This is a genomic window from Bradyrhizobium diazoefficiens, from assembly GCF_016616885.1.
Lineage (GTDB): Bacteria > Pseudomonadota > Alphaproteobacteria > Rhizobiales > Xanthobacteraceae > Bradyrhizobium > Bradyrhizobium diazoefficiens_F.
On record NZ_CP067102.1, the window covers coordinates 6,303,660 to 6,328,132 of the forward strand.

26 protein-coding genes, 1 other RNA gene and 1 pseudogene are annotated in these 24,473 nt (G+C 63.9%); 10 read left to right on the forward strand and 18 right to left on the reverse strand.

Annotation, left to right across the window (positions count from 1 at the left end):
* Positions 1-6: 6 nt before the first annotated feature.
* The 6 genes from JJC00_RS29295 to miaA all read right to left on the reverse strand — a co-directional run bounded on the left by JJC00_RS29295 (position 7) and on the right by miaA (position 6,196).
* Complete coding sequence (locus tag JJC00_RS29295; protein WP_200469302.1) at positions 7-882, reverse strand: EamA family transporter; 876 nt, start codon at positions 880-882, stop codon at positions 7-9.
* Between the two features lie 42 nt (positions 883-924).
* Positions 925-1,620 (reverse strand): class I SAM-dependent methyltransferase, encoded by a 696-nt coding sequence (locus JJC00_RS29300; RefSeq protein ID WP_200469303.1) that lies wholly within the window; start codon positions 1,618-1,620, stop codon positions 925-927.
* Positions 1,621-1,623: 3 nt separating this feature from the next.
* Entirely contained in the window at positions 1,624-2,166 is a 543-nt protein-coding gene (gene ilvN, locus JJC00_RS29305; RefSeq protein ID WP_200469304.1) for an acetolactate synthase small subunit, read from the reverse strand.
* Between the two features lie 23 nt (positions 2,167-2,189).
* Positions 2,190-3,146, reverse strand: coding sequence for a threonine dehydratase (locus JJC00_RS29310; protein WP_200469305.1), 957 nt, complete (start codon positions 3,144-3,146; stop codon positions 2,190-2,192).
* Between the two features lie 4 nt (positions 3,147-3,150).
* Complete coding sequence (locus tag JJC00_RS29315) at positions 3,151-4,926, reverse strand: acetolactate synthase 3 large subunit (RefSeq protein ID WP_200469306.1); 1,776 nt, start codon at positions 4,924-4,926, stop codon at positions 3,151-3,153.
* A gap of 328 nt (positions 4,927-5,254) precedes the next feature.
* The gene (miaA, locus tag JJC00_RS29320; protein WP_200469307.1) at positions 5,255-6,196 is read right to left on the reverse strand and encodes a tRNA (adenosine(37)-N6)-dimethylallyltransferase MiaA; all 942 of its coding nucleotides are present in this window, start codon (positions 6,194-6,196) and stop codon (positions 5,255-5,257) included.
* A gap of 11 nt (positions 6,197-6,207) precedes the next feature.
* Here miaA and serB point away from each other — a divergent pair, with 11 nt between their 5' ends.
* Positions 6,208-7,113: a phosphoserine phosphatase SerB gene (serB, locus tag JJC00_RS29325; protein ID WP_200469308.1), complete on the forward strand. Its 906-nt coding sequence runs from the start codon at positions 6,208-6,210 to the stop codon at positions 7,111-7,113.
* 140 nt (positions 7,114-7,253) lie between these two features.
* Here serB and JJC00_RS29330 read toward each other — a convergent pair whose 3' ends face one another.
* The 11 genes and pseudogenes from JJC00_RS29330 to JJC00_RS29380 form a co-directional block, all read right to left on the reverse strand.
* On the reverse strand, positions 7,254-8,753 hold the full coding sequence (locus JJC00_RS29330) for a Do family serine endopeptidase (protein ID WP_200469309.1): 1,500 nt from the start codon (positions 8,751-8,753) through the stop codon (positions 7,254-7,256).
* Between the two features lie 143 nt (positions 8,754-8,896).
* The gene (locus tag JJC00_RS29335; protein WP_057747247.1) at positions 8,897-9,103 is read right to left on the reverse strand and encodes a DUF2065 domain-containing protein; all 207 of its coding nucleotides are present in this window, start codon (positions 9,101-9,103) and stop codon (positions 8,897-8,899) included.
* Positions 9,104-9,174: 71 nt separating this feature from the next.
* Positions 9,175-10,071, reverse strand: a complete 897-nt coding sequence (gene hflC, locus JJC00_RS29340; RefSeq protein ID WP_200469310.1) for a protease modulator HflC — start codon at positions 10,069-10,071, stop codon at positions 9,175-9,177.
* Positions 10,068-11,204 (reverse strand): FtsH protease activity modulator HflK, encoded by a 1,137-nt coding sequence (hflK, locus tag JJC00_RS29345; protein ID WP_200469311.1) that lies wholly within the window; start codon positions 11,202-11,204, stop codon positions 10,068-10,070. The genes hflC and hflK overlap by 4 nt, the downstream gene beginning before the upstream one ends.
* Before the next feature lie 160 nt (positions 11,205-11,364).
* Positions 11,365-11,880, reverse strand: coding sequence for a dihydrofolate reductase (locus JJC00_RS29350; protein WP_200469312.1), 516 nt, complete (start codon positions 11,878-11,880; stop codon positions 11,365-11,367).
* Positions 11,880-12,359 carry a GNAT family N-acetyltransferase gene (locus JJC00_RS29355; protein ID WP_200469313.1) on the reverse strand — a complete coding sequence of 160 codons (480 nt, stop codon included), beginning with the start codon at positions 12,357-12,359 and terminating at the stop codon, positions 11,880-11,882. Before JJC00_RS29355 ends, JJC00_RS29350 begins: the two co-directional genes overlap by 1 nt.
* 5 nt (positions 12,360-12,364) lie before the next feature.
* Entirely contained in the window at positions 12,365-13,159 is a 795-nt protein-coding gene (locus tag JJC00_RS29360; protein WP_200469314.1) for a thymidylate synthase, read from the reverse strand.
* Between the two features lie 201 nt (positions 13,160-13,360).
* Positions 13,361-14,875: a tripartite tricarboxylate transporter permease gene (locus JJC00_RS29365; RefSeq protein ID WP_200469315.1), complete on the reverse strand. Its 1,515-nt coding sequence runs from the start codon at positions 14,873-14,875 to the stop codon at positions 13,361-13,363.
* Positions 14,876-14,882: 7 nt separating this feature from the next.
* Positions 14,883-15,647, reverse strand: a complete 765-nt coding sequence (locus tag JJC00_RS29370; RefSeq protein ID WP_200469316.1) for a tripartite tricarboxylate transporter TctB family protein — start codon at positions 15,645-15,647, stop codon at positions 14,883-14,885.
* Between the two features lie 92 nt (positions 15,648-15,739).
* Entirely contained in the window at positions 15,740-16,270 is a 531-nt protein-coding gene (locus JJC00_RS29375; RefSeq protein WP_200469317.1) for a chromate transporter, read from the reverse strand.
* Positions 16,267-16,898: pseudogene (locus JJC00_RS29380) on the reverse strand (chromate transporter). The gene JJC00_RS29375 and the pseudogene JJC00_RS29380 overlap by 4 nt, the downstream one beginning before the upstream one ends.
* A gap of 96 nt (positions 16,899-16,994) precedes the next feature.
* Here JJC00_RS29380 and ssrA point away from each other — a divergent pair.
* The 8 genes from ssrA to JJC00_RS29420 all read left to right on the forward strand — a co-directional run bounded on the left by ssrA (position 16,995) and on the right by JJC00_RS29420 (position 23,231).
* Positions 16,995-17,358: a transfer-messenger RNA gene (gene ssrA / locus JJC00_RS29385) on the forward strand.
* A 114-nt stretch (positions 17,359-17,472) separates the two neighbouring features.
* A complete protein-coding gene (locus JJC00_RS29390) occupies positions 17,473-17,991 on the forward strand; it encodes an SspB family protein (RefSeq protein ID WP_200469318.1) in 519 nt (172 codons plus the stop codon).
* Positions 17,992-18,080: 89 nt separating this feature from the next.
* Positions 18,081-19,514, forward strand: a complete 1,434-nt coding sequence (gene fumC, locus JJC00_RS29395) for a class II fumarate hydratase (RefSeq protein WP_200469319.1) — start codon at positions 18,081-18,083, stop codon at positions 19,512-19,514.
* A 278-nt stretch (positions 19,515-19,792) separates the two neighbouring features.
* Positions 19,793-19,981: a DUF4169 family protein gene (locus JJC00_RS29400; protein WP_200469320.1), complete on the forward strand. Its 189-nt coding sequence runs from the start codon at positions 19,793-19,795 to the stop codon at positions 19,979-19,981.
* On the forward strand, positions 19,978-20,229 hold the full coding sequence (locus tag JJC00_RS29405) for a ribbon-helix-helix domain-containing protein (protein WP_200469321.1): 252 nt from the start codon (positions 19,978-19,980) through the stop codon (positions 20,227-20,229). The genes JJC00_RS29400 and JJC00_RS29405 overlap by 4 nt, the downstream gene beginning before the upstream one ends.
* A gap of 113 nt (positions 20,230-20,342) precedes the next feature.
* Complete coding sequence (locus tag JJC00_RS29410; protein ID WP_200469322.1) at positions 20,343-20,618, forward strand: FeoA family protein; 276 nt, start codon at positions 20,343-20,345, stop codon at positions 20,616-20,618.
* A gap of 23 nt (positions 20,619-20,641) precedes the next feature.
* A complete protein-coding gene (feoB, locus tag JJC00_RS29415) occupies positions 20,642-22,513 on the forward strand; it encodes a ferrous iron transporter B (RefSeq protein ID WP_200469323.1) in 1,872 nt (623 codons plus the stop codon).
* 214 nt (positions 22,514-22,727) lie between these two features.
* Complete coding sequence (locus JJC00_RS29420; RefSeq protein ID WP_200469324.1) at positions 22,728-23,231, forward strand: GNAT family N-acetyltransferase; 504 nt, start codon at positions 22,728-22,730, stop codon at positions 23,229-23,231.
* Positions 23,232-23,243: 12 nt separating this feature from the next.
* On the opposite strand, the gene JJC00_RS29425 is transcribed toward JJC00_RS29420, so the two are convergent.
* On the reverse strand, positions 23,244-23,753 hold the full coding sequence (locus tag JJC00_RS29425) for a response regulator (protein WP_246773962.1): 510 nt from the start codon (positions 23,751-23,753) through the stop codon (positions 23,244-23,246).
* A 249-nt stretch (positions 23,754-24,002) separates the two neighbouring features.
* Here JJC00_RS29425 and JJC00_RS29430 point away from each other — a divergent pair, with 249 nt between their 5' ends.
* A complete protein-coding gene (locus JJC00_RS29430) occupies positions 24,003-24,365 on the forward strand; it encodes a hypothetical protein (protein WP_200469325.1) in 363 nt (120 codons plus the stop codon).
* Positions 24,366-24,473: the final 108 nt, after the last annotated feature.

Here is a 24,473-nt window from a genome sequence, read left to right on the forward strand (position 1 = left end):
TTCACCTCACGTTGTCTTCGCAAGCGGCTGCGGCCGCTTGACCAGCACCATCACCGCGATGCCGCCGATCACGGTCAGCATGCCCGCGAGGCGCAGCGGCCCGAACCGTTCGCCGAACACGACGCTGGACGCCGCCGAGCCGACGAACGGCACCAGCAGCGCAAACGGCACCACTTGCGCGGCGGGATAATCACGCAGCAGCCGCCCCCACAGCCAATAGGCAATGCTGGTCGAGATCGCGCCAATCACGATCAGGCAGATCAGGCCCGTCAGCGACATGTGCATCAGCGACTGGAAGGTCGGCGCCGGCCCGTTCACGACGAGCGCAAGTGCGAACAACGGCACCGCGGCGGTGAGGCAGAGCCAGGCGAACAGGTCGAACATCGGTGCGCCGCGAGCACCGCGCAGCAGCAGATTGCCGACGGCAAAGCAGATCGGAGCGATCATCAGCACCGCAAAGGCGCCGACGCTGAAATCATAGCCGACAGTGCCGCAGATCATCAGCAGCCCGATGGCTGCGATGACGATGCCTAGCGTCTGCACCGGCGCCGGGCGCTCGCCGAAGACGAGCGCCGCGAAGCCGATCGTGAACAGCGCCTGGCTCTGCACGACGACGGAGGTCAGCCCCACTGGCACACCATGGGCGATGCCGTAGGCCTGACTCAGGAACTGGCCGAGGAACAGCGTAAAACTGATCGCGATCAGCAGCGACCAGGCGACCTTCGGCTTGGGAACGAACAGGCATGGCACAGCCGCGATGCCGAAACGCATCGCCGTCATCAGCTCCGGCGAAAACTCGTCGAGCGCGATCCGGCTCGCCACAAAGGCAAGCCCCCAGATGATCGCCACGATGAGGGCGATGAGGATGTCGGCCGGCTTCATTGTTGTTTCCGGTTCTGCCCTGTCGTGCAGCCCTGCTTGTTTCTAGCCCTGTTCGCCGGCCTTCGGTTTGTGCAAGAGATAAGTGCCGTGCATCGGCTCGTGATAGTCCGCCGAGATCAGCGTGAAGCCGACATCGGTCAGCATCCGCTCCATCACCCAGCCGAAAGTTGAGTATTCGTCACGCATATGCGTCACCACGCTCTCGTGCGAGAAATCGTGGTTCTTGATGTGATAGTCGGCCCATTGCTCGACGTCGCGCTCGATCGCATCGGGCATCGACGCGTAGACAATGTCGCGCAAGTAAAAGGTCGCACCGGGCTTCAGCGCACGAAAGATCCGCGACATCGCCACCGCTTTCCAGAAATCCGGCAGATGATGCAGCGTGAACTCGCTGACGATCAAATCATAGGACTCGGGCCGGTAGGCAAATGAAAGCAGGCCGGCGGACTGCATGCGCACGGGCGCCTTGCGGTCGCGCGCATAGATCTCGGCGAGCGCCAGCATCGCCGGCGAAATGTCGATGGCGTCGACCTCGGCGCCCATCAGTGCGGCTTCGGTGGCGAGAACGCCGTTGCCGCAGCCGATGTCGGCGATGCGCCAGCCGCGCTGGAGCCCGAGCATTTTCAATGCGGCGCGCGCGCGCAGATCGGCGTCGTCGTGAGAGTCGTAGATCGACGCCACAGCGGGCCCGATGCCCATCCGGTTCCGCTCATTATAGTACCAGTCGCGCGCCAGCATGGCTCACATCCCTTCAGGCCCGCGACCGATCGCGGCAACACCGGTGCGCGACACCTCGACAAGACCGAGCGGGCGCATCAGGTCGATAAACTGGTTGATCTTGTCCGTATTGCCTGTGATCTCGAACACGAAGCTCTCGGTGGTGGCATCGATCACGCGGGCGCGGAAGGCATCCGCCAGCCGCAGCGCCTCGACGCGATGCTCGCCCTGCCCGCGCACCTTCACCATCGCGAGCTCGCGCTCGATCGAACGGCGGGTCTGGGTCATGTCGACGACCTGGTAGACCGGAATCATGCGGTCGAGCTGATGCTTGATCTGCTGGATCACCATCGGCGTACCCGTGGTGACGATGGTGATGCGCGAGAGATGCTTCTGCGCTTCGGTCTCCGAGACCGTGAGACTCTCGATGTTGTAGCCGCGCCCCGAGAACAGGCCGATGACGCGCGCGAGCACGCCGGGCTCGTTCTGCACGAGCACCGCGAGCGTGTGCGTCTCGTTGGGATCGTGACGGTCCTCGATGAAGTAGGCGGATGCGGGCTGGTTCATGATCGTCCCCTCTTGTCTCTGCCTCACGCCATCCCGACCCAACGGCGGAACAGATCGAAATCGATATTGCCGCCGGACAGCACCAGACCGACGCGCTTGCCCTTCAGCGTGCTCTTTTCTTGCAGCGCCGCGGCGAGCGCAGCAGCGCCAGCGCCCTCGGCGAGATTGTGCGTATCGGTCCAGTAGGCACGGATCGCCGTAGCGACCTCACCGTCGCTGACCTCTACGATGCGCGAGGCACCCTTGCGGATCAGCCCGAGCGCATCCTCGTCGGGGATACGCGTCGCCATGCCGTCGGCGAGCGTATTGGCAGTTTCGGTCGTCACGATCTTGCCTGCCGCGAACGACAGCGCGTAGGACGGCGCTTCCGTCGACTGCACGCCGACGATCTCGGTCTTCAGGCCCAGCAGATCACGCGCCATGATGCAGCCGCAGATGCCGGAGCCCTGCCCGATCGGCACATAGAGCACGTCGAGATCCGGCGCGGCCCTGAACAGCTCGAGCGCGTAGGTCGCGACACCCAGCACGAGGTCGGGGTGGAATGACGGCACCATGTGGAGTCCGGCGAACTGCGCGCGACGCTCGGCCTCCTCGCGTGCGGCCTGAAAATCCTCGCCGTACTCGACCAGCTCGGCGCCAAAGGCCTTCATCGCGCGGTTCTTCTCGACCGAGTTGCCGCGCGGCACGTAGATCACGGCGGGAACGCCGTGACGACCAGCGGCAAAGGCCAGGCTCTGGCCATGATTGCCGCGCGTTGCTGAAATGATGCCGGGCGTGTTCGGCTGCTCGCGCTTCAGCCGGTCGAGATAGACGAGGCCTCCGCGCACCTTGAAGGCGCCGATTGGCGTGTGGTTCTCGTGCTTGACCACGACCTCGGTGCCGAGGCGCCCAGCGAGTAACGGCCAGCCGCGTGCCGGCGTTGCCGGCACCGCCTGCCTCACGATCGCATGTGCGCGCTCGAGCTCCGTCAGGTCGAACATGACGTCACACCAGCGCCTTGCCGCCAGCGAACGCTTTTGCCGTCGCCTCGTCGTTGGCCTGCTCCGGCAGCAGCATCTCGTTGTGTGCCTTCCCGGAGGGGATCATCGGGAAGCAGTTTTCCAGCGCGGCGACACGGCAGTCGAACAGCACGGGGCGCTTGACCGAGATCATCTCCTGGATGGCTCCGTCGAGATCGCCAGGCTTGTGCACCTGGATGCCAACGCCGCCATAGGCCTCCGCGAGCTTGACGAAATCGGGCAGCGCTTCGGAATAGGAATGCGACAGCCGGTTGCCGTGGAGCAGCTGCTGCCACTGGCGCACCATGCCCATGTACTGGTTGTTCAGGATGAAGATCTTGATCGGCAGCTCGTACTGAACCGCCGTCGACATCTCCTGCATCGTCATCTGCACCGAGGCATCGCCCGCGATGTCGATGACGAGGCTGTCGGGATGGGCCACCTGCACGCCGACCGCGGCCGGCAGGCCGTAACCCATGGTGCCGAGACCGCCCGACGTCATCCAGCGATGCGGCTCCTCGAAGCCGTAGAACTGGGCCGCCCACATCTGGTGCTGGCCGACCTCGGTCGTGATGTAGGTATCCTTGCCGCGCGTCGCTTCGAACAGGCTCTGGATCGCGTGCTGAGGCAGGATGACGTCGTTGCTCTTCTTGTAATAGAGCGAGTTGCGGGCGCGCCACTGCGCGATCTGCTGCCACCAGGTCTTGATGTCGGGCTTCTTCGCCTCCGCCTTGAACACCTGGAGGATGTCGCCGAGGATGTTGCCGCAGTCGCCGATGATCGGCACGTCGACACGGATGTTCTTGTTGATCGAGGACGGGTCGATGTCGATGTGGATCTTCTTCGAATTCGGCGAGAACGCATCGACGCGACCGGTGATGCGGTCGTCGAAGCGCGCGCCGACGCACAGCATGACGTCGCAATCATGCATGGTCATGTTGGCTTCGTAGGTGCCGTGCATGCCGAGCATGCCGAGCCAGTTCTTGCCGGACGCCGGATACGCACCCAGGCCCATCAGCGTCGAGGTGATCGGAAAACCGGTGATCTCGACCAGCTCGCGCAGCAGCTTGGTCGCCTCAGGACCGGAATTGATCACGCCGCCGCCGCTATAGATCACAGGGCGTTTCGCATTGGCGAGCAGTGCCACGGCCTTGCGGATCTGCGTCGCATCGCCCTTCACGCGCGGCGCATAGGAGCGGTGCACGTCGGACTTGCGCGGCGGATGATAGGTGCCGGTCGCGAACTGCACGTCCTTGGGAACGTCGACCAGCACCGGGCCCGGACGGCCCGTGGTCGCAACGTAGAAAGCTTCGTGCAGCACCTTGGCGAGATCGTTGACGTCGCGCACCAGCCAATTGTGCTTGGTGCAGGGGCGCGTGATGCCGACGGTGTCGCATTCCTGGAACGCGTCATTGCCGATCAGATGCGTCGGCACCTGGCCGGAGATGCAGACCAGCGGGATCGAATCCATCAACGCGTCGGTCAGCGGCGTCACCATGTTGGTGGCGCCCGGACCGGAGGTCACCAGCGCAACGCCGGGCTTGCCGGTCGAGCGCGCGTAGCCCTCGGCGGCGTGGCCCGCGCCCTGCTCGTGGCGGACCAGGATGTGCTGGACCTCGCTCTGCTGAAAAATCTCGTCGTAGATCGGAAGCACCGCGCCGCCGGGATAGCCGAAAATGTCGGTCACGCCGTGATCGATGAGCGCACGGACGATCATCGCGGCGCCGGTCATCTGGTTCGGATCGTGGCTCTTGTCGCTCATTGGCTTGCTCCGGATGCGCTGTTGTCAGCGGCTTCGTTCGTGTCGGATTCGGGAAATAAAAAAGGCCCCGAGAGGGACCCTGCACACCGCCTGTCATGTGGATGGCAGCTAGCCACCCCCGGCGGTGTGCCTGGGTACGACGGCGATAAGGAGTTTGGTAATAATGTTACGCATGGCAGGCGCTCAGCTTCCCAAAGGTTGCGCGAAACATAGCGGCCAAAGCCCGGATGTCAAGGCAATGTGGCCATTCCAACGCGATTTTGGCAGTGTAGCGGTGTTCCCGGAGTTCGGCGAGAGGTAAAATCGGGAACCGGAGGACAAAAGCACGTCAGCGGGGGGTCCGGGCCGCGTTAGCGGCGCCCGTGAGCCATCCCTTGGCCTCCGCCGGCTTCACCCACTCGAATTCGGGAAGCTGGTGCCGGAACCAGGTGAATTGGCGCTTGGCGTAGTGGCGGGTGTCGGCGCGGCCGATCGTGGCGGCCTCCTCCAGGCTGAGCTCACCGCGCAGATGCCGGATCAGGGCTGGCACGCCGTGGGCCTTCATGGCCGGCAGCAGCGGATCGAGGTTGCGGGCAGCAAGCTGCTCGACCTCGGTCAGGGCGCCCGCGCCCAGCATGGCGTCGAAACGGGCATCGATGCGCGCATAGAGCTCGTCGCGTTCGGGCGCGAGAAACACCGCGCGAAAACTGTCCTTTGGCAGCAGCGGTGGCTGGCCCTCGTGGTGCCAGTCGAGCAGCGAGCGCCCGGTCGCCTCGACCACTTCCAGCGCGCGCGCAATTCTCGTGCGGTCGCGCAGGTTCAATCGTTCGGCCGCACGCGGGTCGCGACGCGCGAGTTCCGCATGCAGCGCCTCGACGCCGTTCCGCTCCAGCCGCGCGCGGACGCCCTCGCGCACTTCGGCGAGGATCGGCGGCACCACGGAAAGACCCGCCGTCAACGCCTTGAAATACAGCCCGGTGCCGCCGATGAAGATCGGCAGCCGACCCTCGGCCTTCGCTTCTTCCAGCATCTTCGCCGCATCGGCAACCCAGGCGCCCGCCGAAAAATTCACGGCCGCATCGACGTGGCCATAGAGGCGATGCGGAACGCGCGCCTCCTCATCAGGCGTGGGGCGCGCGGTGATGACGCTGAGGTCGCGATAGACCTGCATGGAATCGGCATTGATGACGATGCCGCCCACGCTCTGCGCGAGCTCCAACGCCAGCGCCGACTTGCCGCTGGCGGTCGGGCCTGCGATAAGCACGGCCTTGCTCGAATGCCTCTCGCTCACGAAAACCTCAAATGTCCCTCGTCGCCACGCTGATCTGCAATCCCGCCAATCCCGCGCTCGATTCCACCATCGTCGACGGCGCTCGCGCCGTGCTGCCACAAGCAACACCCGCGCACTGGCTGTTCGACGGGGTTGCGGTTGACATTCCCTTCGGCGCCGACAGTAACCTCGCAGGCGACCGTCACGCCATCGAAGAGCGGTTGCGCGAGATCCGCGGTGACCTGCCCATCGACATTGTCGTGCAGCCAGTCGGCTTCCGGCGCAAGAAGCTTTTTCTCGCCGATATGGATTCCACCATGATTGGTCAGGAATGCATTGACGAGCTCGCCGATCTCGTCGGGATGAAGGCTCATGTAGCGACCATCACTGAACGCGCGATGCGTGGCGAGATCGAGTTCGAGCCGGCGCTGCGCGAGCGCGTCGCGCTGCTGAAGGATCTCCCCGCCAGCGTCGTCGACGAGGTGCTGGCCAAGCGCATTACGCTCACCCCGGGCGGCCGCGAATTGGTCGCGACCATGCGCGCCCACGGCGCCTATACCTGCCTCGTCTCCGGCGGCTTCACCCTGTTCACGCGCGCAGTCGCCGCCAAACTCGGCTTCCAGGAGAACCGCGCCAACGAGCTCGTCGTGCGCGACAGCAAGTTCACCGGCGAGGTGAAGGAGCCGATCCTGGGCCGCGCGGCCAAGCTGGCGACGCTGGTGGACCTGATGGAATCGTTCGATCTCGATGACGTTGACTCGGTCGTCGTCGGCGACGGCGCCAACGACCTCGCGATGATCCAGGCGGCGGGGCTGGGCGTGGCGTATCACGCGAAGCCGGCGGTGGCGGCAGCGGCGGCTGCGCGGATCGACCATGGCGATCTCACAGCGCTGCTTTATGCGCAGGGGTATCGGCGGGACGAATTCGTAGAGGGGTAGCCTCCTCTCCGCTGTCATCACCCGCGAAAAGCGGGTGATCCAGTATTCCAGAGGCGGCAGTGCTTGAACCGAGAAGCCGCGGCGTGCTGGGCCCCGGTCAAGCCGGGGCATGACAGTGAGTGTGGGGCTAAGAACGTCCCTTACTGCACGCTCAGCGCCACAAACCGCAGCTCGCCGTCACCATTCGAGACCAGCAGCAGCACGGACTTCTTGCCGTCCTTCTTGAGCTGGTCCACGCGCTTCTGGATGTCGGCGCCGCTAGCGACTGCTTCCTGCGCGACTTCGACGATGACGTCGCCGGCGGAGAGCCGCTTCTCGGCGGCGTCCGAACTGGCGTCGACATTGGTGACGACCACGCCCTTGACGGTGTCCTTGATCTTGTAACGCGTGCGCAGATCCTTGTTCAGCACGGCGAGATCGAGGCCGAGCGCCTTCTGCGTCACCAGCTTCTCAGGCGGCGGCTCGTCGGTCTTGACAGCGGCCTGCACCTTTTCGGGATCCTGCAGGCGACCGAGCGTGACCTTCTTGGTCTGCTCCTCGCCCTTGCGGATGATGACGACGTCGACCTCCTTGCCGACCGCGGTGTCGGCGACGACGCGAGACAGGTCCTTCGGATCCTTGACGTCCTTGCCGTCGAACTTGACGACGACGTCGCCCGGTTCGATGCCGGCCGGCTTGGCCGGGCCCTTGTCGTCGATGCCGGCCACCAGCGCGCCGCGCGCCGGCTTGATGTTCAAGCTCTCGGCGATCTCGTCGGTGACGCCCTGGATGCGCACGCCAAGCCAGCCGCGGCGCAATTCGCCGAACTGGCGGAGCTGGTCGACGACGCCCGCGACCGTCTTCGACGGCACGGCGAAGCCGATGCCGATCGAGCCGCCGGAGGGCGAGATGATCAGGGTGTTGACGCCGATGACGTCGCCTTCGAGGTTGAACAGCGGGCCGCCGGAATTGCCGCGGTTGATGGCGGCGTCGGTCTGGATGTAGCTGTCATAGGGGCCCGAGGAGATGTCGCGGTTCTTGGCCGAGACGATGCCCGCGGTCACCGTGCCGCCGAGGCTGAAGGGGTTGCCGATCGCGACCACCCAGTCACCCAAACGCAGCTTGTCCGAGTCGCCGAACTTCACCGAGACGAGCGGCTTCGACGGCTTGAACTTCAAGACGGCGAGGTCGGTCTTCTTGTCGACGCCGACCAGCTCGGCCTTGATCTTGGTGCCGTCGTTGAGGATGACGTTGATCTCGTCTGCATCCGCGATGACGTGGTTGTTGGTCACCACGACGCCGGAGGTGTCGATGATGAAGCCGCTTCCGAGCGAGTTGGTCTTGCGCGGCGGGCCGGCGCCGTTATCGCCGCCCTTGCTGCCGCCGCCGGGACCTTTGCGGTTCTTGAAGAAGTCGTCGAAGAATTCCTCGAAGGGCGAGCCGGGCGGCAATTGCGGCATGGTGTTGCTGCCGCCGCCCTTGGCCTCGACGGTTTGCGAGGTCGAGATGTTGACGACCGCGTCGATCACCTTTTCGGCGACGTCGGCGATGCCCTCCGGTCCGCGCGCATGCGCCGGCGAGCCGAACACGCCGAAAGCGCCGACGGCGAGCGCCGCCAGCCCTAAGCGCAAGCGGGTCTGGGCAATGATGGCTGCGGTCATTGTAATCTCCAGAGAATAGGATTCGGCCTCAAGACTGCGCTCGAACGGGGGCACGGCGCAAGCGCGGAGCTTAACGGGTTTCAAGATCCGGATAATACGGCGAAAACCCGCCTCTCGCCTTCACTTTGGCGTTGGCGCGACAGCTAGATCGGGCGTCGCATCACCCAGATCAGGATCAGGCCGGCGACGGCCGAGCCGATCCCGACCGCCCGCAGGATATTGTCCGGCGTGGCAATGGCGCTCTTCATGGCCTTGCGCATCCAGTTTGGACTGGCCGCGAACATCAAGCCTTCCAGCACGAACAGAATGCCTAAGCCGATGAGGAAGTCGGCGAACGCAATGGACCTCATCGGATTGGAACCTCCCGTGGTGCTGTTCTTGTCTGGACGAAGGGCGGCCAAACCTGCCGTCCTTGTCTAGCTTACGGTTTCGCCGGCGTCTCGGTCGCCGTCTTGCCGGACGGGTTACCAAAATACCGGAAGAAATCCGAGTCCGGCCGCAGCAGGAAGCGGGTGTCGTCCTTCTTCAGCCCGGTCTCGTAGGCCGTCATCGACCGGTAGAACGCGAAGAAGTCAGCATCCTTGCCATAGGCTTCGGCAAAGAGACGGTTGCGCTCGGCGTCACCCACGCCGCGCGTCTGCTCGGCCTGCGAGTTGGCTTCGGCAATAATCACCGTCACATCACGGTCGGCCTTGGAGCGGATCTCCTGCGCCTTCTGGCCGCCCTGTGCACGGAATTCGGCCGCTTCCCGCTGACGCTCGGACTTCATCCGGTCGTACACCGCCTGGCTGTTCTGCTCCGGCAGGTCGGCACGGCGAATGCGGACGTCGACGACCTCGATACCGTAACCGCCGGCCTCGTGGTCGAGCTGCTCGCGGATGCGCCCCATCAGCCTCTCGCGCTCATCACGCACTACGGCGATGAAGTTGACCTCACCGAGCACGCGGCGCAACGCCGCGTTCAACAGCGAGGTGAGCTGGAGGTTCGCGGCCTGGATCGAGCCGACGCTCTGGTAGAAGCGTAGCGCGTCCTTGATGCGGTAGCGCGCAAAGGCGTCGACCACGAGCCGCTTCTGGTCGGAGGCAATGACCTCCTGCGACGGGTTCTCGAGATCGAGGATCCGCTTGTCGATGTTGATCACGGAGTTCCAGGGCGCCTTGAAGTGCAGCCCGGGATCGGTGACGACGTCCACCGGCTTGCCGAATTGCAGCACGATGGTCTGCTCGGTCTGCTGCACCGTGAACAACGACATGTAGCCGACAATCACGACCAGAAGCGCCGCAAGCAGCGCAACGATGCCTGTAACCGGAGACCTCATCTTGTGCCTCCGCTCGGCTGCTGGCCTGTCGTCGTCGGCCTCTTGGCCGACAATTCATTCAGCGGCAGATAGGGCACGACGCCCTGGCCCGAGGAGCTTCCGTCGTAGATCAGCTTGTCCGATCCGCCGAGCACGCGCTCCATGGTCTCCAGATAGATCCGTTCACGCGTCACGTCGGGCGCCTTCTTGTATTCCTCATACACCTTCAGGAAGCGCGAGCTCTGGCCCTTGGCCTCGGCGACCGCCTGCTCCTTGTAGCCTTCGGCGGCCTGCAGGATCCGCGCCGCGTTGCCGCGCGCTTCCGGCACGATCTTGTTGGCATAGGTCTGCGCTTCGTTCTGCAACTGCTCGAGGTTGGCGCGCGCCGCCTGCACGTCGCGGAACGCATCGATCACCTGCGCCGGCGGATCGACCTTCTGCATCTGCACCTGGGTGATCTGGATGCCGGCGCCGTAGCCATCGAGCGTCTTCTGCATCAAATCCTGCACGGTGGTTTCGGTCTGCGTCCGCGCCCCGGTCAGGATCGGCTGGATGTCAGAGCGGCCGATCACCTCGCGCATCGCGCTTTCGGCGACCGCCTTCACGGTGCCCTCGGGGTTTTGGATGTTGAACAGGAAGTTGCCGACGCCGTTGGGCTTGATGCGCCACAGCACGGTGAAGTCGACATCGACGATGTTCTCGTCGCCGGTCAGCATCAGGCTCTCTTCCGGCACGTCACGGATCGAGCGGCCGCGGCGGGCCGGATCGTCGATCAGGGTCATGCCGATGGAAATGGTGGACACGCGCAGAGCCTTCGGCAGCAGCACGGTCTCGATCGGATAGGGCAGATGATAGTTCAGGCCCGGATCCACGGTGCGCACATGCTTGCCGAAGCGCAGCACGACTCCCTGCTCTTCAGACTGCACGCGGAAGAAGCCCGACAACAGCCAGAGTGCGATGATGATCAGCAGGATCAGCGTGATGCCTATGCCGGAGAAATAGCCACCGGGCATGATCTGCTGCAGCCGGTCCTGGCCGCGCCGCAGAAGGTCCTCCAGATCCGGCGGCCTCGGCCCGACGGGTTGCGGGCCTGAGCCCCATGGTCCCTTCGGACCCGAGCCCCACGGGCCACCGCCCTGATTCTTCCACGGCATTCGACGCTCTCCTCGGCAGACCGGGACTAGAACTTAAGCCGGCCCGCATTGTCCGGTCCGGCTTTATAGGGGACCGAAAGGGCCCTTACAACGCAAGCCTGACCGACCCACGAGCTATGCTCGGGGGCGGAAAAGTCAATGTAAACATTGGCGAATGCAGTTAATAGGACGGCCGCCGACGATATGTCACATAGGAGAAGTCGGCGCTGTCGTCCGGTCCGGCCGGATGGCGGACGCGGCTCGTTTCGTCCCACTGCGCCCTGTCGATCCTAAAATGCGTGTCGCCGTCGGGCCGCGCATGCACTTCCGTGATCTCGAGGCGGTCAGCGCGATCGAGCCATTGCCGGTAGATCTCGGCGCCGCCGATCACCGCGATCTCGGCGACCGAACGCCGCAGGGCATCACCAAGCGCAACCGCGCCCGCGTCCGTGGCCGATGTCGTGACGACAGCGCCGGCGGCGCGGTAGTCCGCATCGCGCGTGATCACGATGTTGGTGCGGCCCCGCAGCGGCCGGCGCCCGGGCAGGGATTCAAAGGTCTTGCGGCCCATGATCACGGGTTTGCCGATGGTGAGCGCCTTGAAGCGCGCCATGTCGGATTTCAATCGCCACGGGATCGCGTTGCCGGCACCGATGACGCCGTTCTCCGCAATCGCGACGACGAAGACGATCTCCATCAGGACCCCGCAAGCCGCGTCAGTGCAGGACCGCTGACACGACACAGCGTCCAATCGTCCAGCATCACGGCGCCGAGCGATTTGTAGAACGCGATCGACGGCGCGTTCCAGTCGAGCACCGCCCATTGCAGGCGCGACCAGCCATTGTCGACGCATTCCTTCGCCAGATAGACCAGCAGCGCCTTGCCGATGCCTTTGCCCCGATGCGACGGCCGCACATATAAATCTTCGAGATAGATGCCGTGGCGGCCGCTGAAGGTCGAGAAATTCAGGAACCACACCGCAAAGCCGACGGGCTCGCCGTTCCACTCGGCAATCGCACAAAACAGCCGTGGATCGTTACCGAACAAGGCGACCGCAATCATCGCTTCGGTCGCCTCGACCTCATGCGAGAGCTTTTCGTACACGGCGAGCTCGCGGACGAAATCGAGGACAAGCCCGGCTTCGCCAGGACGCGCGCGGCGAATGCTCAGCGACATCGGTGCTAAACCGCGACTTCCGCCTTGATATGCGGATGCGGATCGTAGCCGACGAGCTCGAAATCCTCGTAACGGAAGGAGAAGATGTCCTTCACGTCGGGATTGATCCGCATCACCGGCAGCGCGCGCGGCGCACGCGTGAGCTGCAGCCGCGCCTGCTCCAGATGGTTGGAATAGAGATGGGTGTCGCCGAACGAATGCACGAAATCGCCGGGCTTCAGGCCGGTGACCTGCGCCACCATCATGGTGAGCAGCGCGTAGGACGCGATATTGAAGGGCACGCCGAGGAATACGTCCGCCGAGCGCTGATAGAGCTGGCACGACAGCTTGCCGCTGGCGACATAGAACTGGAACAGGCAATGACAGGGCGGCAGCGCCATCTTGTCGACTTCGGCCGGATTCCACGCCGAGACGATCAGGCGGCGCGAGTCCGGATTGCGCTTGATCATGTCGACGACGTCAGCGATCTGGTCGATGCTGCGGCCGTCCGGCGCCGGCCAGGAGCGCCATTGATGGCCATAGACCGGGCCGAGATCGCCATTGGCGTCGGCCCACTCGTCCCAGATGGTGACGCCGTTGTCCTTGAGGTACTTGATGTTGGTGTCGCCCTTCAGGAACCACAGCAGCTCATGCACGATCGCCTTCAGCGGCAGCCGCTTGGTGGTCAGCATTGGGAAGCCGGCGGACAGATTGAAGCGCATCTGATGGCCGAACACCGACAGCGTGCCGGTGCCGGTCCGGTCGGTCTTCTCGGCGCCGTCTGAAAGAATCCGCTCGAGCAGGTCCTGATACTGGTGCATGTGCCAATGAGCCTTTGGGGAGGCGGCGAACTTAACGGCCACCCCCGCGCTGCGACAGCGGCGATTCGCTGTCCGCGGCCACTATACCCCGAAAAATGAGCGTTCCCGGCCCAAACCACAAGGGGCGGAACTGGCGTCCCACCCCTTGTCTATCGGCTTGATTGTGCTCGCTAAGTTGGCGGCTCGCGCACCCACCCGCGATCAATTCTCGGATTCGGTGAACACCTCGTCGCGCTTGGCCCGCAAGAAAGGCAGCACCGTAAGTATCAGAAGGAACGCCGCGATCGCGAGCAGCACCGCCGAGAGCGGACGCGTCAGGAACACGCTCCAGTCACCGCGCGAGATCAGCAATGCGCGGCGCAGGTTCTCTTCCATCAGCGGTCCGAGCACCATGCCGAGCAGCAGCGGCGCCGGCTCGAAATCGTGCTTGATCAGCCAATAGCCGACGAGACCGAACACACCTGCCAAGATGACGTCGACCGGCGCGTTGTTCACCGAGTAGATGCCGATCGCGCAGAAGATCACGATCGAAGGGAACATCAGCCGGTACGGCACACGCAGCAGTCGGACCCAGATTCCGACCAGCGGCAGGTTGATGATGATCAGCATCAGATTGCCGATCCACATCGAGGCGATCATGCCCCAGACCAGATCAGGCTGCTTCTGCATGACCTGCGGCCCCGGCACGATGCCATGAATGGTCATCGCACCCACCATCAGCGCCATCACCGCGTTCGGCGGGATACCAAGCGTCAGTAGCGGGATGAAGGAGGTCTGGGCGGCTGCGTTGTTGGCGCTTTCCGGCGCTGCCACGCCCTCGATCGCGCCGCGCCCGAACCGCGACGGGTTCTTGGCGAGCTTCTTCTCGAGCGTATAGGCCGCAAACGACGCGATGACCGCACCGCCGCCGGGCAGGATGCCGAGGATCGAGCCGAGCACGGTGCCGCGCAGGATCGCGGGCGTCGAGTCGACCAGGTCTTTCCTGGTCGGCATCAGGCCGGTGATCTTCTGCTGCACGAGATCGCGGTTCATCTCGGCGCCGGCGTCGAGATTGCGGATGATCTCGGCAAAGCCGAACACGCCCATCGCCACCGTCGCGAAGCCGAGACCGTCGGCAAGCTCCGGAATATTGAAGGCCATGCGCGAGGCGCCGGTCTCGATATCCGAGCCGACCATCGACAACAGCAGGCCGAACACGATCATCGCGATCGCCTTCAGCACCGAGCCCTTGGCCAGCACGACCGCAAAGATCAGGCCGAGCACCATCAACGAGAAGTACTCAGCCGGACCGAATGCAAGCGCGAGCTTGGTCAGCGGCGCGCCGAGCACGGCGATGAGCACGGTCGCGACGCAGCCGGCGAAGAACGAGCCGATCGCGGCAATCGCGAGCGCCGGACCGGCGCGCCCCTGCTTGGCCATCTGGTGGCCGTCGATGGCTGTGACGACCGATGTCGCTTCACCTGGTATGTTGACCAGGATCGAGGTGGTGGAGCCGCCATATTGGGCGCCGTAATAGATGCCGGCGAGCATGATCAGCGCGCCGACCGGCGGCAATCCGAAGGTGATCGGCAGCAGCATCGCGACGGTCGCAATAGTGCCGATGCCCGGCAGCACGCCGACCAGCGTGCCGACGAGCGCGCCGATCAGGCACATCAGAAGGTTGATCGGAGAGAGCGCAACGACAAAACCGTGAGCGAGGTTTGCAAAAATATCCATTACAGCCTCACTGGACCAGGAAGCGCGGGAACATTGGCATCGGCAGCCCGAGCACGTAGGGGAAGAGAAGTGCGCAGCCGAGCGTCAGGCAGGCGCCGACGATGGCCGCCTCCACCCAGCGCGTTTCATGCGACCCGAGCGCTGCGATCATGAAGCTCACGAACGCCGAGACCACGACCCCAAGCGGACGGATCGCGAGGGCGAAGAACAGAATCGCGCACATCACGAACAGCGGCCCGCGCCAGGAATAATGCGCCATCGCCAGTCCATCAGACAGCAGTCCCGTCAGGGCGATGCCTGCGCCAAGCGCGACGAGGAGCCCGCCGAACATCCGAGGCGCCGTGCCTGCGCCAAAGGAGAAGCCGCGCATCCCCTGCAAATCGCTGGAGGCCCACAGCGCGAACAGGGCGAGCGCCATCAGAACGATCCCGCCGACATAGTCCTGTGCCGACCGGATCGTCATGAAGATCGTAAGGATCGCCACTGCAAACAGCGGATAGGAATAGATCAGCGCCAGCAGCACATCGGATGACGTCTTCTTGGTGTCACCCCCGATCGATCCGATCACCGCACCGGGAGCGCCCGCGACGAGCGCCGTAGCGTGGCTGATCAGGACCGTGGCCGGACCGCGCCCAGCACCCCAGCCGAAGATCGTCCCGATCGACCAGACAAATTCGAAAATCTGCGGCGTGAGCGCCAACAGGCAGAAGCCGATCGCCACCGATGTGTTTCTTGTGGCTGTCGCCGCCGGGTGGCCCATTGTATCGGCCATGCATGTCTCCTCCGCGACCTGTAAGTCACGAGCACTGTTGTTCTAATCGGCTGGAAGGGATCCCCGCCCGGGTCATTGCCTAGCGATTTTCATCACACAATGCCAGCAAAACCCAACAACCCGCCTGCGAGCAGAAGCCACAGCGGATTGACGCGCGAGACGGAGGCAATCACTGCAACCGCCGCGGTCAGGAGCAGCGCAGCGATGGTTCGATCGGTCGACCGTGCCAGGATCAGGGCACTCGCCGCCATCAAGCCGATCGACAGCGGAACCAGTGCAGCCTGGATCAGGCCGGGCCAGCGCGATTGGCTTGGCCGGCTCAGGAGCCGGCTGACATAATAGGCAAGCAGCGCCGTCGCCAGGCACATCGCCAAGGTTGCCGCCATCGCGCCCGGAATGCCCGCCACGGCATAGCCGATTAACGTCACGATAAGTACGTTGGGACCTGGCGAGAGCTGCGCAATCGCATAGGCATCCGCGAACTGCTTGTCGGTCATCCAGTGGTGCACATCGACCGCGATGCGGTGCATCTCGGGCACTGCGGCCGCCGCGCCGCCGACCGCGAACAGCGACATTAGACCAAAGGTGGAGATCAGCGCCCAGATCGGGTTCTCGCTGCTCATGCTGCTACCTTCCGTCGCATCAAATATGTGGTCCCGATGCTGAGCGGGATTGCGACCAGCAGAACCGCTTGAAGCGGCCAGCGAAACACGCCGATGGCTGTGAACACGCCGATCATCAGGATGAGTACGACGACGTCCATCCGCTTGAGCAGCGGCATCATCATGCGAAACACCACCGCGATCAGTAGACCGACCGCCGCGCAGGAAATACCCGCGAGGATGCGGCGGAGCACCTCCGCATCGCCGAACCGCGCGTAGATGATTGCGAGCACGGTCATGATCAGCGTCGGCGGCAGCAACAGCCCCGTGAAGGCGGCGACGCCGCCGGCGATGCCGCGCAGCCGCGCGACCCGAACACCATCGACAGGTTGACGATGTTGGGTCCCGGCAGGAAATGGCAGAGCGCAAAGGTCTCGTTGAACTCGTCCGCGGTCATCCAACGGTGCTGGTCGACGATGGCGTGCCGGGCAAACACCAGGACCCCGCCGAACCCGGCCAGCGACATCCGGGCGAACGCCAGGAACAGCGCAAGCAGGCTGGGCGGAGGAGCGTGTTTGGCCGGGATATCCGGCCCTTGATCCGGCTCTTGATCTGGCTCTTGGGCGGCCGGTGCTGAATCCGTGGACATGTCAGGAGCTTAGAACGCGGTCGGCGGCGCGGCCAAGATCATAGGGACGGCCACCAGGAACCTATCCAAAGGGAACCTGGCCATGACCGCTCGAAACACCTGTTATTTGAAACCTTTGCCCCCTATATTGGGGGTGCCGGTTCGCCGGCTATGGAAATAAACGGTCGTCGCAATAAACCATTCGGACCCGGGGGCGGTACCCGGCGCCTCCACCAAAGCCCACAGCGGGCTAGCCAGAGCGGGCTTCGGCGGGGGCGAAATAGGATCGACGAGGGCGTAAAGGGCGAACTTTTTCCCGGTATTGTTCCGCCGTTATCGGGCTACTGCAATAGTTGCCAACGACAACTTTGCTCCGGTTGCTCAGGCTGCGTAACGCAGTTTGAAAGACCATCTTAAAGTCCTAACGGGTTAAGCTCCGTTAGGCGGGGTTCGGAGGCACCTGGCAACAGAAGCCTCCACTTACCTCTGATTTCCTTCCCGGCGGGGACTCCTGCTGACCCGTGAGGCGCGGTACTATTGCGGCTTGGCGAGTCGGACCTGCAGGGCCCGCCTCCTGGAATGCAACAGGACCACCATGGCGACCGATCATATCCGATACGATGTGCTGGCCCGCGACGCGTTGCGCGGCGTGCTGCGCAAGGTGCTGACCGACGCCGCGTCCCATGGACTGCCGGGCGAGCACCACTTCTTCATCACCTTCGTGTCGAAGGCCGAGGGCGTGAAGATCTCGTCGCGGCTGCTGGCGCAGTATCCAGAAGAGATGACGATCATCCTCCAGCACCAGTTCTGGGACCTGACAGTGCTCGAGGACCGTTTCGAGGTCGGCCTGTCCTTTGGCGGGATTCCCGAGCGGCTGATCGTGCCGTTCAGCGCCATCAAGAGCTTCCTCGACCCGTCCGTGAAATTCGGCCTCCAGTTCGACACGTCCGACGTCGCCGAGGTGGCGGGCGAGAATTTGCCGGCGACCCCTGCCCCGTCCGCCGTCGCGGTGCCCGCGCCTGCTGCCGAGACGGCAGAGACCGCGGACGAGCCGACCCCGCCGAACCAGGGCGGCGCCGAAGTCGTGCGGCTCGATCGTTTCCGCAAGAAATGATCCAGGTTGGCCGTGAGACCATCGCGCCCTGCCAAACTCCCTATATAGAAGAGCACATCAAGAGGCCGCGCGGCGTTTCGCGCGGCAGAATGGATGTGCTCATGGCCAAAGCTGCCCGCGCGAACACCGCCCGCCCCGCGACCCGCATCGAGACCGATAGTTTCGGCCCCATCGACGTCCCCGCCGATCGTTATTGGGGGGCGCAGACCGAACGCTCGCGCCAGAATTTCCGTATCGGCGTCGATCGCATGCCGGTCTCGCTGGTGCATGCGCTCGGCATCGTCAAGCTTGCGGCCGCACAGTCCAATCTCGAGCTCGGCCTGCTCGACAAGCGCCGCGCCAATGCCATCATCCGCGCCGCGCACGAGGTCATCGAGGGCAAGCTCGACGACCATTTCCCGCTTGTTGTGTGGCAGACCGGCTCGGGCACCCAGAGCAACATGAACCTCAACGAGGTCATCGCCAACCGCGCCAACGAGTTGCTCGGCGGCGAGCTCGGCAGCAAGAAGCCGGTGCATCCCAACGACCACGTCAACATGAGCCAGTCGTCGAACGACTCCTTCCCGACCGCGATGCACATTGCGGCCGCAAGCCGCATCACCGCCGATCTCGTCCCCGGCCTCGGCGAGCTGCACCGCGCACTGCGCAAGAAGGAGAAGGAGTTTGCGAAGATCGTGAAGATCGGCCGCACCCACACCCAGGATGCGACGCCGCTGACGCTTGGCCAGGAATTTTCTGGCTATGCCGCGCAGGTCGAGAGCGGCATCGCGCGGCTCAAGGTCGCAGTGAAGGACCTCTACCCGCTGGCGCAGGGCGGCACCGCCGTCGGCACCGGCCTCAACTCCAAGCCGCGCTTCGCAAAGCTGTTTGCCAAGCAAGTCGCCAAGATCACGAAACTGCCCTTCACCAGCGCCGCCAACAAGTTTGAGGCGCTGGCCTCCAATGATGCGTATGTGCTGACGCACGGCGCCATCAATTCCGTCGCGACAGGCCTGTTCAAGATCGCCAACGACATCCGCCTGCTCGGATCGGGTCCGCGCTCGGGCCTTGGTGAATTGATCCTGCCGGAGAACGAGCCGGGCTCATCGATCATGCCGGGCAAGGTCAATCCGACACAATGCGAGGCGATGACCATGGTGTGCTGCCAGGTGTTCGGCAATCACACCGCCATCACCGTCGCCGGCAGCCAGGGCCATTTCGAACTCAATGTCTACAAGCCGGTGCTCGCCTACAACATGCTGCACTCGATCCGCCTGATGGCGGACGCCGCGCGCTCATTCACCGAGCATTGCGTCAGCGGCATCCGCGCCGACCAGAAGCACATCAAGGAGTTGATGGAGCGTTCGCTGATGCTGGTGACCGCGCTCGCGCCGAAGATCGGCTACGACAACGCAGCCAAGGTCGCCAAGACCGCGCACGCCAACGGCACGACGCTAAAGGAGGAGGCACTGCGGCTCGGCTTCGTCACGGCCGACGAATTCAACCGCCTGGTGCAGCCGGAGAAGATGACGAGGCCCGGGTGAATTCCGAATTCCGATAGTCATCCGTAATGATACGGAGCCTAAAGGCTCATAATTATAAGGCTTAGAGGACGGGATTTGATTACCGTCAATGTGGCGACGGGGACGCGTGCTACGCAAGCGTCCTCTGCCCTTGACGGGGCGAAATTCATCGTTTGATGGCCGACAGGCCGATTGACGAGGACAAGCGAATGGCAATCAAGTCTCATGGGGCGCAACGCGGCGCCCGGTTTCTGGATGTTTCATCCTGTCTGAGGAGGATTGGGTGATGGAGACGCGGCATGGGGAACGTCATCAACCTGAATCGTTTCAGGAAGCGCGCAGAGCGGGAAGCCTCGGCGAAGCAGGCGGACGCCAACCGAACGAAGTTCGGTCGCACGAAGGCGGAGCGATCGGCGGAGGAGAAGCAGGCGGACCAGGCGAAGGCGCACCTGGACCAGCATCGGATCGACCGCGAGGAGCAGCCATGAAGTCGCCCGTCGTGAAGCGTTCGATCGTGGTCGCCGGCCACAAGACCAGCGTCAGCCTCGAAGAGGCGTTCTGGAACGGCATGAAGGAGATCTCGAGCTTGCGCAACATGACGCTGTCCGAGCTCGTCGGCGAAATCGACGGCGGCCGCCAGCAGGGCAATCTGTCCTCTGCGATCCGCCTGTTCGTGCTCGACTACTTCAAGAGCCGCGCCATGGCCGCCCAGCCGGAAAAGGTCTCGGCCCAGTAGCGCCGGGGCGCTCCGCCCACGGCTTCGTGATCTGCACTTTAAAATCACTCTAAGGTGCAGTTTAGGCGAGCGTGCGCGCTTGACCTCCATGCCCTGCGTTGAAAATACAGGGCATGACCGACACCCATGATACGCGCCGCGAGATGCGGCTGGGCCGGGCCCAGCGCGGCTATACCGGCGTCATTCAGCACCTCTCCGCCAACAACGCGGGCTCGGCCCTCTCGGACATCGAGCTCGAGAGCCGGCTGATCGAGCTTGGCTTCGTCGAGGGCGCCCGGGTCGAGGTCCTGCACGAAGGGCTGGTCGGGCGCGACCCGATCGCCGTGCGTGTCGACAACATCACCATCGCGGTGCGTCGCCGCGAGGCCATGGCCATCATCGTCGCCTGAGATTGCGACCGGACATCTGATCCATGGAATTGCCCCTTCTGCATCTCGCCCTGGTGGGCACGCCAAACAGCGGCAAGACCTCGCTGTTCAACGCCCTGACCGGCAGCCGGCAGAAGGTGGCGAACTATCCGGGCGTCACTGTCGAGCGCAAGGAAGGTTTTTTCGTCACGCCACTTGGACGCCAGGTCTCCGTGGTCGACCTGCCGGGCACCTATTCACTACGCGGCCGCAGCCCGGACGAGGAGATTACCCGCGACTTCGTGCTCGGCAAAGCCTCCGGCGAGACCGTGCCCGATCTCGTGCTGTGCGTGGCCGACTCCACCAATCTGCGCCTGACCATTCGCCTGCTGCTGGAGCTGAAGCGCACCGGCCGGCCGATGATCCTCGTGCTCAACATGTTCGACATCGCGAGCCGCCGCGGCATCTCCGTCGACGTCGAGCGGCTCGCCAAGGAGCTCGGCGTGCCCGTGGTCACCTCGATCGCGGTGCGCAAGGGCGGCACGGCCGACCTGTTGACACTGACCGACGAGATCTCGGCCAAGCTCGCCGCCGAGCCTGCCGAGAACAGCTGGCGCGCGCTTAGCGTCGCCGAATTGCGCGCGACCCAGCGCGAGGCCGACCGCATCATCTCGGACTGCGTCAGCCTGCCGAGCCGGCCCGACACCTGGACCGCGCGGATCGATGCGGTCGTGCTGCATCCGGTCGGCGGCCTCGTCGTGCTCGCGCTCATCCTGTTCGTGATGTTCCAGGCGGTGTTCGCCTGGGCGCAGCCGTTGATGGAACTGCTGCAATCGGGCTTCGACGCGCTCGGCGATGTCGTCCACGCCACCCTGCCCGGCGGCCTGTTGCAGAGCTTCCTTCAGAACGGCGTGATCTCCGGTGTCGGCAGCGTCATCGTGTTCCTGCCGCAGATCATCATCATCTTCCTGTTCATCCTGCTGCTGGAAGATTTCGGCTACATGGCGCGCGCCGCGTTCCTGATGGACCGCATCATGGGCGGCGCAGGCCTGCACGGCCGCGCCTTCATTCCGCTGCTGTCGAGCTTTGCCTGCGCCATTCCCGGCATCATGGCGACCCGCGTGATCGACAACAAGCGCGACCGGCTGACCACGATCCTGATCGCGCCGCTGATGACCTGCTCGGCGCGCATTCCCGTCTACACGCTGATCATCTCCGCCTTTATTCCGGCCAAGGACGTCTGGGGCTTCATCAACCTGCAGGGCCTCGTGATGTTCGGCCTCTACGCCGCCGGCATCGTCAGCGCGCTCGCCGTCTCGTTCCTCATCAAATTCTTCATGCTGCGCGACTATGCGCCGGCGCCGTTCATGCTGGAGCTGCCGGACTACAAGATGCCCAGGCTGAAATCGATCGCGATCGGCATCTTCACCCGCGCAAAAATGTTCCTGCAGCGCGCCGGCACAACGATCTTCTCGATGATGGTGCTGATCTGGTTTTTGGCCTCGTTCCCGCAGCCGCCCGCAGGCGCGACCGAGCCCGCGATCGACTTCAGCCTCGCCGCCATCATCGGCAAGGCGCTGGAGCCGCTGCTCGCCCCCGTCGGCTTCAACTGGCAGATCGCGGTCGCGCTGATCCCGGGCATGGCGGCGCGCGAGGTCGCCGTCGCGGCCCTCGGCACCGTCTATGCGATCGAGGGCGGCAAGGAAGCGGCCGAGCAGATCGGCCAGGTGCTGGCGACGAAATGGTCGCTTGCGACCGCGCTGTCGATGCTGGCCTGGTACATCTTCGCCCCGCAATGCGCCTCGACGCTCGCCGTGATCCGGCGCGAGACCGGAAGCTGGGGCTGGATGGCTGCAACCTTCGCCTACATGCTGGTGCTGGCCTATGCGGCGAGCCTTCTGACCTACAACGTCGCGGTGGCGCTCGGGGCCGGCTAGCCTCACTCAAAACCAAAACCGCGAAAACAACCCCATGCACAGTAGACGGGGGTTGTGAAATCAATGGCTTACGCGTGCACCAAAATCATGCGACCGTAACCCGGATGAAGCCAACGGGGCGACGCGCTACTTGACCCGTCGGGCAAAACAGGAGCACGATGGCATCATCGGCCTTTGTCGGCATCGCAATCGTCGGAAGCGCGCAATCGGCTCCATGGACCACTTCGGCACCAGGCGATTGACCGCTGAGCGGCTGAACGAACATCATCTCGCCGATCTCGTCGCACTCCATCTCGATCCCGACGTCTCCCGCTATCTCGGTGGCGTGCGCTCGGCCGAGGTGACGAAGAGCTATCTCGCGACCAACATGGCCCATTGGGACCAGCACGGTTTCGGGCTGTGGGCGCTGCGAACGAAAGACGGCGCGTTCGCTGGACGCGCGGGCATCCGGCACATCCTCGTGGACGGCATCGACGAGATCGAGATTGCCTATACGTTCAAGCGCGAAGTCTGGGGCCAGGGACTTGCGAGCGAGATCGCGATCGCGCTCACAGAGATAGGGCTATCGCAGCTGAAATTGCCCTCCCTCATCGGCCTCGTCTTCGTCGAACATGGCGCATCGCGGCGCGTGCTGGAGAAGGCGCAATATCTGCTCGAGAAGAACACGACGCATCATGGGGAAGCGGTCGTGATCTACCGCTCCGGCGGTCATGCATGAAACGCCGGCAGCTCACAGCTTCATGAGTGCGGCAACCAGCCGCTCGGGATGAAACGGCTTTTCGAGAAGCACGCTGTTGGGCACGCCCTGTGACGTCCACAATGCCGCGCCGGCGCTGCCCGTGATGTACACGACCGGAAGGGCCGGATCCTTTTCTCGCATTCGCCGAGCGAGATCCCAGCCATTGAGCTTGCCACCGAGATAAACATCGGTCACCAGCGCCTTGTGACGCTTGCCGCGCGCGACGAACACCGTCATCGCCTCCTCGCCGGACGCAAGGATGTCGGAGGCAAAGCCTGCATCCGCCAGCACGCTCTCGAGCACGCCCTGGAGCGGATACTCGTCCTCCACGATCAGGATCGAAGGCGGTTCCGACATGTTTGCCTTTGGCCGGCCGGCGATCCGGCGCGACACGCATGGTTCCAGTTCGCGCAGAATGCAACACGCGTTTTTGGCTTTCTCACGATGCAGCCCATGAAACCTGAACATCCATTCAAGAAAGTTTCTCTTCAGTTCCTGCAACAGGTCATGACGGCAGAAGTCGACCGCCGACACGGAGAAGGAGGAGGAGGAACAGATGAGAAAGCTGACTTACGCTCATGGGGGCTACCTCATCGATCTAGTTTGTAGGATGGGTAGAGCGGAGCGAAACCCATCACGCGCCGCACGGCTACGCTCTCGTTGCGTCTCCGTAGAGCTCGCGCGAATTTCCAAATGCGTCCCACCCGAAATTGAATGGCGTTCCCGCGATCAACTGTCTATGGTCACCCCATGTCGCGCCTCATATGTCTATTCGTTGCTGCCATCCTGTCGCTGCTGCCGGTCGTCGCGCCAGTTGCTGCCGCTCCCAAGAAGCCCAAGCAAAGCTGGCATGGCTACGGCTTCCTGCCGGGCTATCGCCAGCCATTGAGCAACAGCCAGCCGATCTTCATGCAGAAAAACGGATTCAGGCGTTACGCGCGGGAAAACCAGCGCCCCTGGTATATCGACCCGGTGCCGAGCTATTACCGCTACATTGACGGTGAATGGCGCTATTTCGGCCGGCCCGGCTTTGGTGGCTCCCGCTACAATGGCGGCAGCTTCGGCCCGTGCTGGACGCGAACGCCGATCGGCGCGATCTGGAATTGCGGCTGAGCGGCCGGTCTTTGTTCACCTCTCCCCTTGTGGGCCCGACGGGGAGAGGTCGGATTGCACCTGGCGATGCGAAGCATCGTCCAGAGCAATCCGGGTGAGGGCCGCAGC